The organism is Kosakonia oryzendophytica (genome assembly GCF_027886705.1).
GTDB lineage: Bacteria > Pseudomonadota > Gammaproteobacteria > Enterobacterales > Enterobacteriaceae > Kosakonia > Kosakonia oryzendophytica.
Genome location: NZ_CP115659.1, coordinates 2,629,067 through 2,644,674, shown reverse-complemented (window position 1 = coordinate 2,644,674; position 15,608 = coordinate 2,629,067). Strand labels below are relative to the sequence as shown.

20 protein-coding genes are annotated in these 15,608 nt (G+C 46.0%); 9 read left to right on the top strand and 11 right to left on the bottom strand.

The window, feature by feature from the left end; all coding sequences use genetic code 11:
• Nucleotides 1-301: 301 nt before the first annotated feature.
• The 6 genes from O9K67_RS12865 to O9K67_RS12840 all read left to right on the top strand — a co-directional run bounded on the left by O9K67_RS12865 (nucleotide 302) and on the right by O9K67_RS12840 (nucleotide 6,632).
• Nucleotides 302-1,687 (top strand): diaminobutyrate--2-oxoglutarate transaminase, encoded by a 1,386-nt coding sequence (locus O9K67_RS12865; protein WP_061495770.1) that lies wholly within the window; start codon nucleotides 302-304, stop codon nucleotides 1,685-1,687.
• 11 nt (nucleotides 1,688-1,698) lie between these two features.
• On the top strand, nucleotides 1,699-3,159 hold the full coding sequence (locus O9K67_RS12860; RefSeq protein ID WP_061495772.1) for a pyridoxal phosphate-dependent decarboxylase family protein: 1,461 nt from the start codon (nucleotides 1,699-1,701) through the stop codon (nucleotides 3,157-3,159).
• Nucleotides 3,160-3,542: 383 nt separating this feature from the next.
• On the top strand, nucleotides 3,543-3,998 hold the full coding sequence (locus O9K67_RS12855) for a hypothetical protein (protein WP_061495774.1): 456 nt from the start codon (nucleotides 3,543-3,545) through the stop codon (nucleotides 3,996-3,998).
• A 182-nt stretch (nucleotides 3,999-4,180) separates the two neighbouring features.
• Entirely contained in the window at nucleotides 4,181-5,137 is a 957-nt protein-coding gene (locus tag O9K67_RS12850; protein ID WP_061495776.1) for a D-2-hydroxyacid dehydrogenase family protein, read from the top strand.
• 388 nt (nucleotides 5,138-5,525) lie between these two features.
• Nucleotides 5,526-6,203, top strand: coding sequence for a hypothetical protein (locus O9K67_RS12845; protein ID WP_061495778.1), 678 nt, complete (start codon nucleotides 5,526-5,528; stop codon nucleotides 6,201-6,203).
• Nucleotides 6,204-6,317: 114 nt separating this feature from the next.
• The gene (locus O9K67_RS12840; RefSeq protein WP_061495779.1) at nucleotides 6,318-6,632 is read left to right on the top strand and encodes a hypothetical protein; all 315 of its coding nucleotides are present in this window, start codon (nucleotides 6,318-6,320) and stop codon (nucleotides 6,630-6,632) included.
• Nucleotides 6,633-6,874: 242 nt separating this feature from the next.
• Here the strand turns inward: O9K67_RS12840 and O9K67_RS12835 are convergent, their stop codons facing one another.
• The 11 genes from O9K67_RS12835 to O9K67_RS12785 form a co-directional block, all read right to left on the bottom strand.
• A complete protein-coding gene (locus tag O9K67_RS12835; protein WP_061495781.1) occupies nucleotides 6,875-7,069 on the bottom strand; it encodes a hypothetical protein in 195 nt (64 codons plus the stop codon).
• A 177-nt stretch (nucleotides 7,070-7,246) separates the two neighbouring features.
• Nucleotides 7,247-7,495, bottom strand: coding sequence for a hypothetical protein (locus O9K67_RS12830; RefSeq protein WP_071890016.1), 249 nt, complete (start codon nucleotides 7,493-7,495; stop codon nucleotides 7,247-7,249).
• Nucleotides 7,496-7,597: 102 nt separating this feature from the next.
• Complete coding sequence (locus O9K67_RS12825; protein WP_061495784.1) at nucleotides 7,598-7,798, bottom strand: antitoxin VbhA family protein; 201 nt, start codon at nucleotides 7,796-7,798, stop codon at nucleotides 7,598-7,600.
• 184 nt (nucleotides 7,799-7,982) lie between these two features.
• The gene (locus tag O9K67_RS12820; RefSeq protein ID WP_271044597.1) at nucleotides 7,983-8,825 is read right to left on the bottom strand and encodes a hypothetical protein; all 843 of its coding nucleotides are present in this window, start codon (nucleotides 8,823-8,825) and stop codon (nucleotides 7,983-7,985) included.
• Between the two features lie 44 nt (nucleotides 8,826-8,869).
• A complete protein-coding gene (locus O9K67_RS12815; RefSeq protein ID WP_271044596.1) occupies nucleotides 8,870-9,289 on the bottom strand; it encodes a hypothetical protein in 420 nt (139 codons plus the stop codon).
• A gap of 3 nt (nucleotides 9,290-9,292) precedes the next feature.
• Entirely contained in the window at nucleotides 9,293-10,387 is a 1,095-nt protein-coding gene (locus O9K67_RS12810; RefSeq protein ID WP_061495788.1) for a zonular occludens toxin domain-containing protein, read from the bottom strand.
• On the bottom strand, nucleotides 10,387-10,728 hold the full coding sequence (locus O9K67_RS12805) for a DUF5455 family protein (RefSeq protein ID WP_061495789.1): 342 nt from the start codon (nucleotides 10,726-10,728) through the stop codon (nucleotides 10,387-10,389). Before O9K67_RS12805 ends, O9K67_RS12810 begins: the two co-directional genes overlap by 1 nt.
• Nucleotides 10,728-12,371: an attachment protein gene (locus O9K67_RS12800; protein ID WP_456298809.1), complete on the bottom strand. Its 1,644-nt coding sequence runs from the start codon at nucleotides 12,369-12,371 to the stop codon at nucleotides 10,728-10,730. The genes O9K67_RS12805 and O9K67_RS12800 overlap by 1 nt, the downstream gene beginning before the upstream one ends.
• Before the next feature lie 6 nt (nucleotides 12,372-12,377).
• A complete protein-coding gene (locus tag O9K67_RS24760) occupies nucleotides 12,378-12,467 on the bottom strand; it encodes a tail virion protein G7P-2 (RefSeq protein WP_148654710.1) in 90 nt (29 codons plus the stop codon).
• A 44-nt stretch (nucleotides 12,468-12,511) separates the two neighbouring features.
• Nucleotides 12,512-12,829, bottom strand: coding sequence for a DNA-binding protein (locus tag O9K67_RS12790; RefSeq protein WP_061495796.1), 318 nt, complete (start codon nucleotides 12,827-12,829; stop codon nucleotides 12,512-12,514).
• 11 nt (nucleotides 12,830-12,840) lie between these two features.
• Nucleotides 12,841-13,893 carry a phage/plasmid replication protein, II/X family gene (locus O9K67_RS12785; protein WP_061495798.1) on the bottom strand — a complete coding sequence of 351 codons (1,053 nt, stop codon included), beginning with the start codon at nucleotides 13,891-13,893 and terminating at the stop codon, nucleotides 12,841-12,843.
• A gap of 167 nt (nucleotides 13,894-14,060) precedes the next feature.
• Here O9K67_RS12785 and O9K67_RS12780 point away from each other — a divergent pair, with 167 nt between their 5' ends.
• From O9K67_RS12780 to O9K67_RS12770, 3 genes are all read left to right on the top strand, one after another.
• Complete coding sequence (locus O9K67_RS12780) at nucleotides 14,061-14,513, top strand: hypothetical protein (RefSeq protein ID WP_061495800.1); 453 nt, start codon at nucleotides 14,061-14,063, stop codon at nucleotides 14,511-14,513.
• Nucleotides 14,514-14,598: 85 nt separating this feature from the next.
• Nucleotides 14,599-15,078, top strand: coding sequence for a hypothetical protein (locus O9K67_RS12775; protein ID WP_061495802.1), 480 nt, complete (start codon nucleotides 14,599-14,601; stop codon nucleotides 15,076-15,078).
• Nucleotides 15,079-15,113: 35 nt separating this feature from the next.
• The gene (locus O9K67_RS12770) at nucleotides 15,114-15,521 is read left to right on the top strand and encodes a hypothetical protein (RefSeq protein ID WP_061495806.1); all 408 of its coding nucleotides are present in this window, start codon (nucleotides 15,114-15,116) and stop codon (nucleotides 15,519-15,521) included.
• Nucleotides 15,522-15,608: the final 87 nt, after the last annotated feature.

Genomic DNA, 15,608 nt, shown 5'->3' with positions numbered 1-15,608 from the left:
AATTGTTTGTTTCCTTTTGTTTCACCGTGCGGAGAATTTACCGCGGGGCATAGTAAGTGATTTAACCCGCTGAATCGATATTTTCCTTACGATTTGCCTGTAACCAATGAAAAAAAATATTTCAGGTGATCGTTATTGTTGTTATTTGTTGATTTTAAACGCAAATTTTGTGAAGGATTTTATAAAAATAAAATATTGAGTCCGCTGCTAAAACAACATATATTAGCCGCGTTTTTTGTAGGCCCCCCTTAAACCTTTTATTCAACCCGGTGTTAAACATACTCCCGGTTGTAGGAGTGATATGATGACGGATAAAGTCCGTATTGATACTTTGAGTGCTAATTCATTACCGCAGAGCAATGAAACCTTTTTAGCAAGACAAGCTGAGTTTGAATCTAACGTCAGGAGCTATCCACGCAAGCTGCCGCTGGCTATAGCCAAAGCGCAGGGCGTCTGGATCACCGATGTTGAGAATAAGCAGTATCTTGACTGCCTGGCGGGCGCAGGGACTCTGGCGCTTGGTCATAATCATCCTGAGGTGCTTCAAAGCATTCAAAGTGTCATTACCAGTGGCTTACCGTTACATACGCTCGATCTGACTACCCCACTGAAAGATGAGTTCTCCTCTTATCTGCTGTCCTTGTTGCCGGGTCAGGGCAAAGAGTACTGCCTGCAGTTTACCGGTCCGTCCGGTGCGGACGCTGTTGAAGCAGCGCTGAAGCTGGCGAAGAAAGTGACAGGCCGTTCTGGCGTGATCAGCTTCTCTGGCGGCTATCACGGGATGACGCACGGCGCGCTTTCCGTTACCGGCAACCTGTCGCCGAAAGAAGCAGTAAACGGCATGATGCCGGAAGTGCAGTTTATGCCTTATCCGCATCAGTACCGTTGCCCGCTGGGCATTGGCGGCGAAGCTGGCGTTAAAGCATTAACTTACTACTTCGAAAACCTGATCAACGACGTTGAAAGCGGTGTACGCAAACCGGCGGCAGTGATCCTCGAAGCAGTGCAGGGCGAAGGCGGTGTGAACCCGGCACCGGCTGAGTGGCTGCAGCGTATCCGTAAGGTGACGCAAGAGCACGGCATTATGCTGATCCTCGACGAAGTGCAGGCTGGTTTCGCGCGTACCGGTAAACTGTTTGCCTTTGAGCACGCAGGCATTGAGCCGGACATCATCGTGATGTCCAAAGCCGTTGGTGGTGGTTTACCGCTGGCTGTCCTCGGTATCAAAAAACAGTTCGATGCCTGGGCCCCGGGTCACCACACCGGTACGTTCCGTGGCAACCAGCTGGCGATGGCTACCGGTCTGACCACGCTGAAAATCCTGAAAGAAGAGCGTATTGCCGATAAAGTCGCCATTCAGGGCGAGTGGCTGAAAGGCAAACTGGCGGAACTGCAAAAACGTTTCCCGGTGATTGGTCACGTGCGCGGTCTGGGTTTAATGATTGGTATTGAGATCGTTAAACCGAACGAAGCGAAGGATCACTTGGGTTGCTACCCGGCTGATGGCGAACTTTCTGCACTGTTGCAGAAAAAATGCTTCGAAGCGGGCCTGATTCTGGAACGCGGTGGCCGTAACGGTTGCGTACTGCGTCTGCTGCCATCCCTGCTGATCACCAATGCAGAGCTGGAAGTGTTCCTCGATAAATTTGAAAGCGCACTGCTGGGCGCTGGCGTTAAGCCTGTTTAATCGGAGAGTGCATGTCTGATTTAAATCCGATTCTGTCCGGTTCTGCGCAGAGTATTGCCGCCTATCAGGACGCCATTGAGCAAAGCACCAAAGCGGTGGTTCAGTGGTTGCAACAACCTGAGATGTATCAGGGCAAGAGCGTTGAACAACTGCGTGAGCGTATCAATTTAGCGTTTACCTCTGAGGGCCTGGGTAACCAGGCCGCCATTGAGCGCGCCGTTGAGTATTTCCTCAAAGACAGCCTGTCTGTTCACCATCCGCAATGCGTGGCGCACCTGCACTGTCCGAGCCTGGTGATCAGCCAGGCGGCGGAAGTGTTGATCAACGCCACCAACCAGAGCATGGATTCATGGGATCAAAGTCCTTCAGCTACGATCATTGAGATCAAACTGATTGAATGGCTGCGTGAGCAGGTCGGATATCAGGCGGGCGATGCCGGGGTCTTCACCAGCGGTGGTACGCAGAGCAACCTGATGGGGCTGATGCTGGCGCGCGATGCGTTCTTTGCACGCCAGGGGCACTCGGTTCAGCAGAACGGTCTGACCGGTAATCTCAGCAAAATCAAAGTACTCTGTTCTGAACATGCGCACTTCTCGGTGCAGAAGAACATGGCGCTGATGGGGCTGGGTTATCAGTCCGTTACGCTGGTGAAAACCGATGCATTCTCGCGCATGGATGTTAACGATCTGGCGGCGAAACTGGCGGAGGCGAAAGCCAACGGTGAGCAGGTGATGGCAATTGTTGCTACCGCCGGGACCACAGACGCAGGTGCGATCGACCCATTAGCGCAGATCGCTGCACTGGCGGCCGAACACCAGATCTGGATGCATGTTGATGCAGCATGGGGTGGGGCGTTACTGCTCTCTGAGAAGTATCGTCACTTCCTGAATGGTCTTGAGTTAGCGGATTCCGTCACCCTGGACTTCCACAAACAGTTCTTCCAGACCATCAGCTGTGGCGCTTTCTTGCTGAAAGATGCCCGTCATTACCAACTGATGCGCTACCAGGCCGCGTACCTGAACTCTGACTTTGACGAAGAGCACGGCGTACCGAACCTGGTGTCGAAGTCACTGCAAACAACGCGTCGTTTTGATGCCCTGAAATTGTGGATGGGTCTCGAAGCACTGGGTAAAAAGCAGTATGCCGAAATCATTGATAACGGTGTGACGCTGGCGCAGCAGGTTGCGCAGTTCGTGGCTGAACAGCCGCTGCTGGAACTGGTTATGCAGCCGCAACTGGCCAGTGTTCTGTTCCGTTTCCGCCCGGAAAACCTCGATATTTCTGCTGTTGCGTTACTGAATCAACGTATCGGTGATGCGCTGCTGGCGTCAGGCAGTGCAAACGTGGGTGTCACGGAAGCGGATGGCGTCACTTGCCTGAAACTGACCTTGCTGAACCCGACGGTATGCCTGGAAGACGTAAAAGTTCTGCTGGCAAGTGTGACCGCGTGCGGGATGCAATTGCACGCCTGATCGCTCCAGTAAATGATCAAAGCCGACAATAGCGATGTTGTCGGCTTTTTTTATGCCGTTTATTCCTGATATATTCTGTAGCAAGAATAATAATTCCATTATTTCCTATGCCCGTGGATTAATTGATCTTTACAAAAAAGATCAGCAATGAAATTGAGATTTTTAAGTTGGCAGTCTAATTTTTATCATGAGTGTTATACTCGACCTGCCAAAAGTCTTTATCCGTATCCTGTGTGTTAATTCAGGAGAATATTATTTTTCTGCAATTTTCCCAGGTCGTGACAGCAATTTTTACTTGAGAATTTCAGAAAGCAATCTGAAATAAATGACCTTTATTGAGAAATTAAAGGTCTCGTCGGTAATAGGTAAATAAGGAAAAGATAATGGGAAAGACAATATTTTTTATAGGCGATGATCATGATACCGATGGATGGATAACCACCGGCTGGGAATCGGTTTCGAAAAGCATAGGTAAAGCGCCATTTGTCCTGCTGCTGGAGGTGCCATTTGACGCTAAAAATGGGATAACTGCGGAGGATTTGGATACTATCCTCGAAGATAAACCCGACGGTAAAGATGCAACAACGCTCAATGCCGTATGGCATGACAGTTACAAGGCATACGGTTTTGATGCTGCGGGCGGGCCAACCTCGAAGAAAAGACAGGACGGGCAAGCAGAGAATATTAACTTCTTTGTGAATAGTTTTTCGGAGACGAAATCTCAAACATATTTCGTGGTCATCGTAGGAGACTATCATCTTCAGCCTGATGGTTGGACGCCACTTCAGCAGTATGATTATGGTCATGACGTGAAAACAGTATATGCACCAACACCATAGCCATTCTGGGGTTAAATAAATAAGCTCATGCACGATAAGTCATATTTTTAACCTCACCTTTCTGCGTTATTACTGCAGGTAAGGTGAGGTATTTGGTTAATTTGTATTGAATTAAATCCTTATTTGTCGCACGATAATTGATGACATTGATTATCCCTACATTTAAGGAGAATCTTTACCCGATGGCTATTACTATTTTAATACCCGATGACTATCAATTTGCAACCGCGCATCTCGATTTTTTACACCAGAATGCGCGGTTTCACTGCGTTGCGTTGGGTGACATGAGTAAAGATCCGCAAACGGAGAAGCAATTAGCGGATGCCGAAGCATTAATCCTGATCCGTGAAAGAACCGTGGTTGATGCGGCATTTCTGCGTCGTGCACCTAACCTCAAAGTGATCAGCCAGACTGGTAAGCTGGCGCGGAATGTTGATATTACCGCCTGCACACAAGCGGGGATTGCGATTGTTGAGGGCTCGGGGTCACCGATTGCACCGGCAGAATTGACCTGGTTGTTGATCATGGCATCGCGAAGAAAATTAATCCCATCCGTAAACGCCATGGCAGCCGGTCGCTGGCAAACAGATATTGGCAGTGCGGTGAATAACCAGACGCTGGGTATTCTGGGCTACGGAAAAATTGGCAAACGTGTTGCTACCTATGCAACGGCATTTGGTATGAACGTCCAGGTGTGGGGGAGCAAACGCGCGCAGGAAGAGGCCCGATCTGCCGGATTACACGTACCCGTTAGCCGGGAGCAATTTTTTGCTTCCTGCGATGTGCTAACTGTTCATCAGCGGTTGGTGGCGGAGACCGAGGGCAACATTACCCCGGCGGATTTGTCATTGATGAAAACTGATGCCTTATTTGTGAATACCAGCCGTGCTGAACTTGTCCGCGAAGGTGCGCTTTATGATGCGTTGATTCAAGGGCGACCCGGCTTCGCGGCCCTCGATGTCTATGAGCATGAACCCATTTACGATCCCAATAACCCTTTTTTAAAGCTGCCCAACGTGTTGTGCACACCGCATTTAGGCTATGTGGAAAAGGAGAGTTACGCACTCTATTTCAGGGCTGCGTTCGATAACGTAGTGCGCTTTTTTGACGGTGACACTACGCATGTCATAAATATTTAATGGATCCTTGGGATCCATAACAAGTGGTACCCTCCACATCGGTTCTGGATTTTATTCTGCCAGAGCAAAATCTCTTATCTTCATAAAATCTGTGAAGTTCCGGTCTTACATGCGGGGCAGGGGAGGCCTGTCTCGGTGTGGGTATACATTACCCATTAGCACAATTGATCGTAACGATCTGGAAATTAGTTTGTGTTGTATTCTAATGTGACTATTAATTTAAATTGACTGCAAAATAGCCGCTCGTATTTTATTTTTAACTTAGCAAAGATATATCCTTTTCATAATAAGGGGGTAAGCCTATGGAATAAAAAAAATAAAATATATTTTATATATAATATTCAAGATATTTGTAAATTACACTACCTAAGCAATAAGGAATTACATCATGAGTACTTTAATTAGATTTAATCTGACAAATCAGAGTAACACCCTGCTGGATTTTTTCTTTTTCCAGGAGCCCGCTGTATATATCGGCGGAAGTCATGTGTATTCAAATAGTATCCAGAATATTTCTCTGGCACCTTATTCTTCCAGCAGTAGTACTTATACTTTTCTGATTAATATGCAGTTTTATGCTGGCGCTCAGCAAAGTAATACCCCGCCGGTGGTAGGGCAACAATCTGGATTTTTATCTGCTATTCGTGCAGTCGATCTGACACCAGCGACAACCAGCAATGCGCAAAATAACTCAACAACGCTTTCGTTGAGCCCATTTGGACTCAGCGCTCCGGTGGCTGACACCACTGCGCAGGCAGGGTCATTCCGCATTGTTTCGCCGGTATTTAACCCGAATCTAACCAATATCAACGCGGGATCGGCGGTACAGCTGGCGGATGGTTCGGTGGTGTTATCTAACTTTACCACTGTGCTTCCCAACCAGAATCTGGACTGTCAGCCGATCCTTAAATATTACATTCAAACCGGGTCATATCAGGCCGGGACCGTGATGAATTTCACCAGTTCATCATTGACCGCGGCGTTATGTGATGCCACAGGGGGTGAAACCACCTTTGATGTCTCTTATAACATCGATGGAACATGGACTGTTAATCCGAGTTGTTAAATAGAGGCAGTATTTTTTATGCGTCTTGCTGTTAATCCATGTCCGAAAGGCAGAAGTGATAACAGTAATATTCTGTCTTCGGGCATCTTCATTTTTAAATCGTAAAGGTGAATTATGTGCAAACCCGATGAGGATATAAGCACTGCTGATTTTGCAAAGGCGGCAAAACAAAATGGCTGTGTTAAAGCGGATAACGATAAGGGGACTTTTATCGGAAATCCTCCTGATGCGACAAAATATCCCCATATTCATATATTTTCAAATGGGAAAACAAACCTGAGTGTTGGCCCTGGTGTTAATCAGACGATTGGAATTAATTGGGATATCAATATCAATCTCCTGAATGATGCTTATCAACGGTTTGATCAGGGGCAAATTACCGGGCCGCTTAAAGATACGATTGAATGGGTATTGCGTTCTGCATCCTAACGCGGGCATTGATATGTTGATTGCGATCCAGGCGGAAGGGACGCCGCCGGTCACAGTAAGACCAGAATCCATTGTGCATAGAGATTGCCATGCAGAACGTGTACCGAACATAGAAAGGCAAGAACGGCAGGAGAGGCAAACCCGATAACGGGCTGATTGAGGGAGAATCAATGCCTAATAACGGTGCCGTTCATTACTTCATGCTATTTAACATAATATACATTATGCGCACCAAGATAGAATCAGACAGAATCCGGAGTTTTATGGTCATCCTTGTTCTGGTCGCTGACAGCCTCTGAAAGCTCTTTTTCAAGCGCTGATACAGCTAAACTCGCCATCTGATACTGATGGCTGCCGCCACGATTCTTTTGCCAGGCATCACGCTCACGTCGCGCTCGTTCCAAATCATATTCAATCTTCTCTATCGGGCGTGCCATTTTCTCTTCCCTCATTTGTATTATGTTTTATAGCTGAGCCTGTTACCAGGCCACTATTGACGATGACGGGCTGAACTTAATCTCGCAGTGGCCTGGTCAACCCCGACAAGCGAAAATATCTCGCTTGCCGGCGTTTACTATAAATCCGTAAGCATGGAATTTTAGCGGCTAAAAACTTTACCACCACCATGCAAACGGCTTGTTACTGACAGGAAATGCTATACCGTCAGCATCACGGCCACGCAAGAACTGATTGAGAAGCCGCCTGACTTCACGGCGTTCTGGCCGGGTCATCATCAGGTTACGATACCAGGATGGCGATTTATCAAACCATCTGGCACAGCTGGCAAAATGTGAACCAACGCGGCGATAAGATTTAAGCCGCCCCCCCGGAAGCCGATCACGCGCCCTGCTCTTTACGGACATCATAAATCCTCTAAGTATTTGAATACCTAGAAAATGTCGTAAAGCTCATACCCGATAAAAGTTAACGCCATAAGGAAACCCAAAAAACATTGCATGCCAATGTCAGTTACTGTTCAACTGTTTCTGGTAATGTCTCAGTATCTCAGCCCGCCCTTCATCGTAAGTCATCTCACCAGAAAGAATACGCGCCTTAACCGACTCATAGAGAGGTGTGCCGGTCGGATCCAAACCCTCAAGTCTGAGGGAAGCCTCCGCCTTGCGAAAAGCATTCAGGCGCAGTTCTCGCATCCGATCATCAGTCATGGCTTTTCCTCTGAATATTTCATGAGAAAAATATAAGCATAAAGTCAGATAAGTTTACATGTCCTGCCACGATGTTACCTGCGCATTTCTGTGCAGAGACAAGATACCGGAGACGTGCTGTGAGTTCGAAGACCATCTTATCGCTGTGAAATAACAGGCGGGGCTTACGCACCCGCCTGCCATCTCACAGCTGACGGATGATATGCGCAGTCAGCAGAACGAACATCGTACGCTCATTACTGTTGTCAGATTTGCTGCGGAAAAGCCAGCCAATGACGGGAATATTCTCGAACCAGGGTACGGAACGGTTGATATCAACAGTACTGGAGTCAGTCAGGCCGCCAAGTAAAAGGGTCTGGCCATCCTTTATCTGAACGGTAGTTTGTATCTGACGCTGATTCGTGATGATGTCGCTGGCTGCGGTATCGTTGCTGAGCGAATCTGCCCTCGTATCAATGGTAAGTGCGAGCTGGCCATTGCCCATAACAACGGGCGTAACTTTAAGTGACACGCCGACATCGCGGCGTTCAATCGTCTGAAACGGATTATTCACGTTAGCGGCTTCGCCAGTAACTTTACCTGTCACAAACGGGACGTTCTGCCCGACAGAAATGAAACCAGTCTGCCCGGACTGAGTGAGAATGCGCGGCGTTGAAAGCACCCTGGAACTCGAATCGTTCTTCACGGCCTGAAGGGATAATGCCAGAATATTGCCGTTAAAGATGCCGAATGAGCCTCCGGCAGTCGATAATGCACTACGGAGTGAAGACGTATTAAAGCCCCCCGCCACCTTCCCGCCGGATGCAGAACCTGCAGCAAACGAAAGGTCAATGCCGTTAGTCAGCGTAGTTTCAAACATCAGTGACTGAATCAGAACCTGATCGCGTGCCACATCGATCGAGTGAACAAAGTCAGTCATCGCACCCATGATAGAGGCTGACGCAGAAACAACCAGGCTGTTATTACCGGAGTAATCAACCACATTACCTCCGCCGTTGGAGTCAATGAAAATCTTAACCAGCGGCATAACATCCGACGAACGGACGCGCGTAAGTTTGAAATTACGGACGGTCAAATCGACAGGAACAGCAGGAGTCTGTTCAGCCGTTGCGGGAGCAGAACTAACCGGATCATAAGCTGCCGGATCCTCGTAATCATCATTATTATCAATCTGCGACGGAAGTTTGTCGGAGTAGTGACAACTGCAGGATTGCCTGCTGACAGTACGAAGCCATTCGAGTTAAGCACCGACTTAAAGAAATCATCAATATTTGCCTGATTAACGTCAGCATTAAATACCGTAATATTGCCTTTAACATCAGGATTAACGACGACGGATTTATTGGCTTTCTGCGAATACCACTGAACAAATGCGCGTACAGGCGTGTTATTCAGGCTGACAGGCTCAGCAGATACGTTAAATGCAATAATTAAGAGCATAGCTAAGCACAACGAAATAAATAATTTAAAGTCGCGGATTTGATTATTCATTTTTCAGCCTTCGCAGTTTACGTTTTGAAAATAAGAATCTCTGGAAACAGATACATGACAGGCATCTTTCACATCTATCTTGTAGCCTGCGCTTATGAGGTCGTAAGAGGTATAAATTTTTGATTTGGCGTCCCTGAAACTGACTGTAACGTCATATCCGAGCTGGGAGAAAGAGTCTATAGAGAGCCGGGGAAGCGTATCGGCAATATCAGTCTTTTTACTTGCAGACTGTATCTTTAGCTGCTGTTCCGCTAATTCTTTTTCGTGGTCATATTGTCTGGCTTTATAAATCATTCCAATCCCTGCACCTAACACCAGAAATGAAATCATAAGCCAGATGCGGCTTGTCCTTTTAAAAAATATTCTCGTCATTCTCATATAGTAATTAAAATCCTGCGGTATTGAAAACTGACCGTGCGTTAAATACGGGGGAATTAAGCAGTATGCGGCATGTTCATAATTTGCAGTGAATATCTGCTTTGTGTCATAGGCTGCGTAAAGGTCTGTTCCGGTGTAAACCCATTTATCGACGGTTATCGACTGCGGATTATCGCCATACTTAACGATACCGAAATGGACCTTAGGAAGAGGAATACGCGAATTTGCAAGCAGTGACATCAGAGTGCCAAGAACAGGGATATTGAGCTTATCCATTCTTCTGCAGTAAACGACATGTTCAGCAAGTGCTTCCCTTGCCTGCTTATCCATGAGCGAAATGTCCTGAATAATAAAGATAATGTCCCAGCCGAGTTTACGTGCGTGAAGACACCAGTCGATAACCGGTTGTCTCGATTTATCAGCCCAGTTACGCGAGTTAAACCAGGTTCCGCATTCATCGAGCACAAGAAGCCCGTTATCAGCTTCGTTATAGGAAGTGGTTCCGCGGCCAATAGCATGAAAGTCTTCAAGCGTTGGCTTGTCCGGAATGCGGATAACATGTGTTTTACGGGCGAAACGTCCGACGCGGGGCATATGATGAAGCTTGAGGTTAAGGTTCGTCGCGACAAGACGGCCTCTCAAAAGGTAATCCTGAATGCGGCTGACGCTGACAAGCGTTTTACCTGAACCCAGTTTGCCGGTAACAACGTGAACGGCCATCAGATCACCTTATCCGACATGGAAATAAACCGGTCTTTAAGATCGAAGGTCAGGACGGCGATTTTCACGGACATAATTACGGTGATGCAGTGCGTCGTACCATCAGGCATAACAGAGGATAGAAAATGGCTGTAGTCAGTCGGAACATAAGAATACGCAACCTCTCCAAGCCACTGAACAACCATAGAAATGAACGTGATCAGCGCACCGATAAGTGTCACTGCAAGGAGACCGGTACGCGTTGCAAGGCGGGCAAGGAAGCTGGCAACGTAGCCAATGCAAAGCGGCACGAGGCCAATCAGAAAGCGAAGCAGCGCAGGAATACCGAGTAAAGCAGGCATTATTTATTCCCCCGTAAAAGCGTTGTGATCTCAGTGAAGGCGAACCAGAAAGTGAGGCAGTACATCGCCCAGGCAAGGACGGACTTGATATCGGTGAGCTTGTCGCAGTCAATCTGCATCTGGTAAACATTGCCGGGGAACATGACAAACGGTGAGCAGCCGTTGCCTGTAGGGAAAGGAGGACGTAACGCACCCTCGTTAAGGAAGCTCTCCCATGACGCGCCGTGACCGTCTTTTGAAATGCTGAGCTGACTGTCTGCAACAGCAGCTGCGTTATCCATTTCAGAGGCACCATTGCCGAAAGCCTTGCCGCCGCCGTCAGGATCGGCAAAGCGACCGGCACCACGGGCTGCGTTGTTAAGGTTGTCTTCAAGCCGGGAAATATTGGTTTGAGTCTTTGAGTCGGCATCTGACTTGTCATCTGCGGATGTGTCGTTTTCGGTCAGACTGTGCCTGACGGAATCAGCCACAACTGGAGCTGCTGAACGAACGCCGTCATTAACGGCTGAGGTCATGTCGGACTTAGAAATTACGGTGCCAGATCCGCCAGTAGAACCGCCGGAACCGGAGCCAGAACCGCCCTCGCCTGTATTGCCGGAGCCTGAGTCACTGCCGGACCCGGTGTCGCCTGAATGTTCCTGCGGAGTCGATTCGGTATCTGATTCATGAGCGACAGTACCTGTTGGCTTCCATGTTGCAGAGCAAACGGTTTTATCATTACGGCAGACAATGACGCCTGTCGCCTCATATTCGCAGCCCTGATAGTAGATAAACCCTTCAGACACGTTATTAAAGGTATTCTGAATGGACGGTTTAGCTTTGCAGATTTGCTCAGGAGTCTTTTCTTCAGACGAAGGATCTTTGGTGACAGCGCGATGCTCAATACTGAAAGAAACGGTACAGGTCGCGCTGTACATTTTGGCGGATTTACCGAGGTTGTCAGTAATAAGATCGCTGCCCTGCGTAATCTGCCATTCATCATCTGGATAAATAGGCTTAAAACTTGGAAGTACAGACTCATAAGTTTTTTTTCCAGATGCACGGGCTTCGAGACAGGCGTTCCTGAGCGCGGAATCAGACACCTGGTAATAAATAGTGTTCTTACCGTTAACAATTTCAGTTGCATAATTGGCGGTTGCTGAACCGGTGCCTGTTCCTGAATAGACAGAAACCCACTCAGCCGCATAAGCAGAGGGAACGGCAAGAAGCAAAGCAGCAACGGCAGGATAGAAATATTTCATTGTGCCCCGCAGGATCAAAAAAGGGCGCAAAAGTGCGCCCACAGAAGCAGAGAAGAAATTAAGAGATTTTGGATGCGAACTTTTTGAAAAGGCGCATTGCAATGCCCGCAACGACAATAGCTGTAATAATAGGCCATGCCTCAGCAACCATGTCAGATGCAGATGTTTTGAGGCTGTTCCATGCAGCAGATGTATAATCTGTAGTTGTGCCATCAGCGGCCATAGCACCGGCAGAGGTAGCCAGAAGAACGGCAGCAGTAGCAACTTTAGCTTTGAAAGAAGAGACTGAAAAACGCAGCATAATAAGTCCTTAAATAATTTTTGATGAGAAGTTTTTAAAATAGGCAATGCCCGAAAACAGGCAGTAGCCGAGCACATAAGCTCCGATGAAGTAAGAAACATAATCCATCAGCGGAACACTCCAGCAGTTATCGCGCCGAGGCCAAAGCAAATAACAAGGCCAAGGCCAATAACAACATGAATTAATTCAGAATCCATAGAAGGCCCTGAAACAGTTGTCTGATATAAAAAGAAAAAGCTATTTAACCTTTAATTTCAGTAATTCCGCTGTCTGAGGAAATGTTATAAGTTACACCTTCCCTGCCTTCCATTGACCAGACACGGACATATACGGGGATCTGAACCAACTTCCCGATGAGACTGTTTGCCTGATTCATTAAACCGGAATTCACAAGTGCTTGTGATACACGAATGATGATCTGGTCTTGCTTGGTGCCGCCAAATCCATCAGGGATTTCCAGTCCAATACCTATTTCATTATAGTATCCCTGTCCATTCAGCTTATTACGCTGGCGAGCACCAAGCATTTTACCTTTTACGAAAAGACCATAATTAGACATATCACTCCTCTTTATTGCCAGTTTGCGGCATGTGAAATACGGTTATAATCAAAAATCAAACCTTTCTCATAAACCCATGATGGGATATTTGCTGGTTTGGCCTCAAGGGTCCGTACCAACGGAACAATGTTATTAGAGTCCGGTGACTCGCAATAAAAGTTAATATCTATCCCGAAAGAGAGTAATTCTTTACGGTGTCTGTAGAATGTAGGTTTCGGTAACATCTCCTTCATGTTAGCGCCCTGCTTCCACAACAAATATGTAGACTGTATTTTTCTTGGGAGATTAATTATTTTTTCATCGGTTAATATAGTATTTTGATTCATTTCTATTCTCCCTACATAGTCAGAGAATAATTTATTGGGCGTCTCAATGTTCCAGTTATTGCCAAGCGTAAGATTCAAGTCAATTAATTCAGTTGTTCTTAATGTTAATTCAATGCGTAATTTATCTTTTGACCAGTCCAGTAAACCAGCTTTAACGAATTCGTCTGCCATCTGGTGCCCTTTTTTACCAGATGTGTGTTCATCATATTTTGAATAAAATTTCAAACTCCAACGACGGGAGTTTTTTCCTAAGTAAACAGTGCCACCTTTACCACAGGCGCGACCGTGGCGAGTTTTCGCTTTAAATTCTGCGGCATATAACCATGCGCGGACATTTTCTAATGTTGACAATGAATACATGTAGTTGATGTCGATACGCGAGATCTTAAATTGCCCTGCCATTACCTGCCGATAGGATGGAAGATCATGAGGAATATGCAGTAATGCAAGTATTCTGGCATAAGCAGTTAACACCAAGCCTTGCAAATCATCGGAACCGATAACAGAGTGACCTTGCAAAAACTTTGATGGATTGCCGTCAATATAGAGATGTGTTGCCCGGCCTTCGCCATCAGATCCAACAGATCTTACTTTCATTGTGGATTCATAAGAACCGCGAACGGTCAACCGTTTTACTGTTTCCCACTCCACTTCACCGTCAGCATCAACGCTGACGACACTACCAGCCGGTAATGGTCGGTGTGTGCAAGGTAGGATCCCGGTAAACCAGTCAATCATGTATCGCCTCAGAGAACAGTATTGTGACTAGAAGGTATGTCAAGAACTTATTAGTACCAACTCAGTCACACAAATGTACCACCCAAGATCTTACCTCTCAAGTGATTTTGTACTGGATAAGTGACATATTTGTTCTTTTGAAATGAGTACAAAAAGTAGGAGATAGAATGAGCAACAACCTCAATAGCAATGGCTACCCGGAAGAAATGGCAGAAGACATAGATTTACAGCGGGCCGAAAGGATAAAAAAAGCGATCTTGGGCAAGTTCACATACGAAAGGATGGAAGAACTGTCTGGCATCAACATTGGCACTCTGAAACGGATCGCAAACGCGCAGAGGGATGCGAAAATCAGTGAGCTGGAAAAAATTGCTGAAATCACTCAGACGGACATCTTTGAACTGATTTTTGGCTCCAGTAGCAGCGATATCTACGATTCCAGCAAACGCTTCTTTGAGACGAGAAGTAAAGATGCGGCTCAGGCGGCTCACTTCATCATCTACAACCTTCGCACCCTTGATGATGAGGACATCCTTTGCTTGGGGAGGGTTTCGAATGCCTTGCAAACAGCAACAACATCAAGAAAATGGGATGAGCTTTTCGGGAAGAAGAAAGACTGAGTCTCAGGAATGAGACAAACGTGCAGTATTACCAACACTGCACGTTTTAGATTGTGCAGATTTTGAACGAAAAGGATGGGTGAGCATGTCAGTTAAATTAAAATTAAAACCTAAAACCCCAAAGAAAATTAATTCCGCAGTTAAAAAACTAATAAATTCATTGGGGATTAATAACTCCCCTTTTTATTTACCACTTACCAAGGTCGATTATTCACGGGCGGGATATTGCTTCAATAACTGTGAACAGTATGCCAAAAATAATAAAGCATCTGTGGTTTACGGCTGGATGATATGGGAAGACAGGAAAAGTAGCTTCATCGAAGCAGAATTTCATGCAGTCATAAATGAAAATGGACAATATAAGGACATAAGCCCTAGAGTTAACAACGAAGATAAAATTTTGTTCGTTATTGACAATTCAAGAAATTCTGGAAGAAAAGAATCCGACTCTTGGTATTCATGGACTAATATAAAAATATTCGATGGTATCGTACAAGAAAACCCAAAACCAATAGAAATTAAAGAATTAGATGATGATTATTGCGAAATGATACATCTTTCATAAAATCAATGAGTTATGACCTTTAACAAGGAGTTGGTATGAGAAACAAATACTTAAAGATCTCAGAGCTTTTTGACATGATGCGAAACTTCTACATTAATAAATTCCCGCAAAAAATCTCAGATACATTGGATATGAAAGCCAATTATACGCGTATTATTATAGATAGGCTTAATAATGGGTTTATGGATGCAAAGATAGAGCTAAAGAATGGAAGATATGAAGTTACAGGGGATATTGTAGAGGCATATATAAAAAGTAACCCTCCAGAAGGTTCAATAGCCTATATCATAAAAGAGTTATCCGATGTTAATAAACTTAGCCAGTTTATTTCTGACGCTACAAAAGACTTAGAAGATTTTGATTCTTGGCTGAAAATAGAAGGATTCGTAAAAGAAGGTTTGGCATCTGAAAAGTTAATAAAGCAAAAAAATTGGTTCGCATAATAGCGTTATGCTAAAGAGGCCGCTGCGGGATTAGATTTTCGCAGCGGCCTTTTCAACATAACGACATATCACATTATGCGCACCAAG

Excerpts from the sequence above, each read along its gene's own strand:
- O9K67_RS12865 (WP_061495770.1), top strand. The coding sequence starts at position 302 with ATGATGACGGATAAAGTCCGTATTGATACTTTGAGTGCTAATTCATTA.
- O9K67_RS12860 (WP_061495772.1), top strand. The coding sequence starts at position 1,699 with ATGTCTGATTTAAATCCGATTCTGTCCGGTTCTGCGCAGAGTATTGCC.
- O9K67_RS12855 (WP_061495774.1), top strand. The coding sequence starts at position 3,543 with ATGGGAAAGACAATATTTTTTATAGGCGATGATCATGATACCGATGGA.
- O9K67_RS12850 (WP_061495776.1), top strand. The coding sequence starts at position 4,181 with ATGGCTATTACTATTTTAATACCCGATGACTATCAATTTGCAACCGCG.
- O9K67_RS12845 (WP_061495778.1), top strand. The coding sequence starts at position 5,526 with ATGAGTACTTTAATTAGATTTAATCTGACAAATCAGAGTAACACCCTG.
- O9K67_RS12840 (WP_061495779.1), top strand. The coding sequence starts at position 6,318 with ATGTGCAAACCCGATGAGGATATAAGCACTGCTGATTTTGCAAAGGCG.
- O9K67_RS12835 (WP_061495781.1), bottom strand. The coding sequence starts at position 7,069 with ATGGCACGCCCGATAGAGAAGATTGAATATGATTTGGAACGAGCGCGA.
- O9K67_RS12830 (WP_071890016.1), bottom strand. The coding sequence starts at position 7,495 with ATGTCCGTAAAGAGCAGGGCGCGTGATCGGCTTCCGGGGGGGCGGCTT.
- O9K67_RS12825 (WP_061495784.1), bottom strand. The coding sequence starts at position 7,798 with ATGACTGATGATCGGATGCGAGAACTGCGCCTGAATGCTTTTCGCAAG.
- O9K67_RS12820 (WP_271044597.1), bottom strand. The coding sequence starts at position 8,825 with ATGCCGCTGGTTAAGATTTTCATTGACTCCAACGGCGGAGGTAATGTG.
- O9K67_RS12815 (WP_271044596.1), bottom strand. The coding sequence starts at position 9,289 with ATGAATAATCAAATCCGCGACTTTAAATTATTTATTTCGTTGTGCTTA.
- O9K67_RS12810 (WP_061495788.1), bottom strand. The coding sequence starts at position 10,387 with ATGGCCGTTCACGTTGTTACCGGCAAACTGGGTTCAGGTAAAACGCTT.
- O9K67_RS12805 (WP_061495789.1), bottom strand. The coding sequence starts at position 10,728 with ATGCCTGCTTTACTCGGTATTCCTGCGCTGCTTCGCTTTCTGATTGGC.
- O9K67_RS12800 (WP_456298809.1), bottom strand. The coding sequence starts at position 12,371 with ATGTTTCTTACTTCATCGGAGCTTATGTGCTCGGCTACTGCCTGTTTT.
- O9K67_RS24760 (WP_148654710.1), bottom strand. The coding sequence starts at position 12,467 with ATGGATTCTGAATTAATTCATGTTGTTATTGGCCTTGGCCTTGTTATT.
- O9K67_RS12790 (WP_061495796.1), bottom strand. The coding sequence starts at position 12,829 with ATGTCTAATTATGGTCTTTTCGTAAAAGGTAAAATGCTTGGTGCTCGC.
- O9K67_RS12785 (WP_061495798.1), bottom strand. The coding sequence starts at position 13,893 with ATGATTGACTGGTTTACCGGGATCCTACCTTGCACACACCGACCATTA.
- O9K67_RS12780 (WP_061495800.1), top strand. The coding sequence starts at position 14,061 with ATGAGCAACAACCTCAATAGCAATGGCTACCCGGAAGAAATGGCAGAA.
- O9K67_RS12775 (WP_061495802.1), top strand. The coding sequence starts at position 14,599 with ATGTCAGTTAAATTAAAATTAAAACCTAAAACCCCAAAGAAAATTAAT.
- O9K67_RS12770 (WP_061495806.1), top strand. The coding sequence starts at position 15,114 with ATGAGAAACAAATACTTAAAGATCTCAGAGCTTTTTGACATGATGCGA.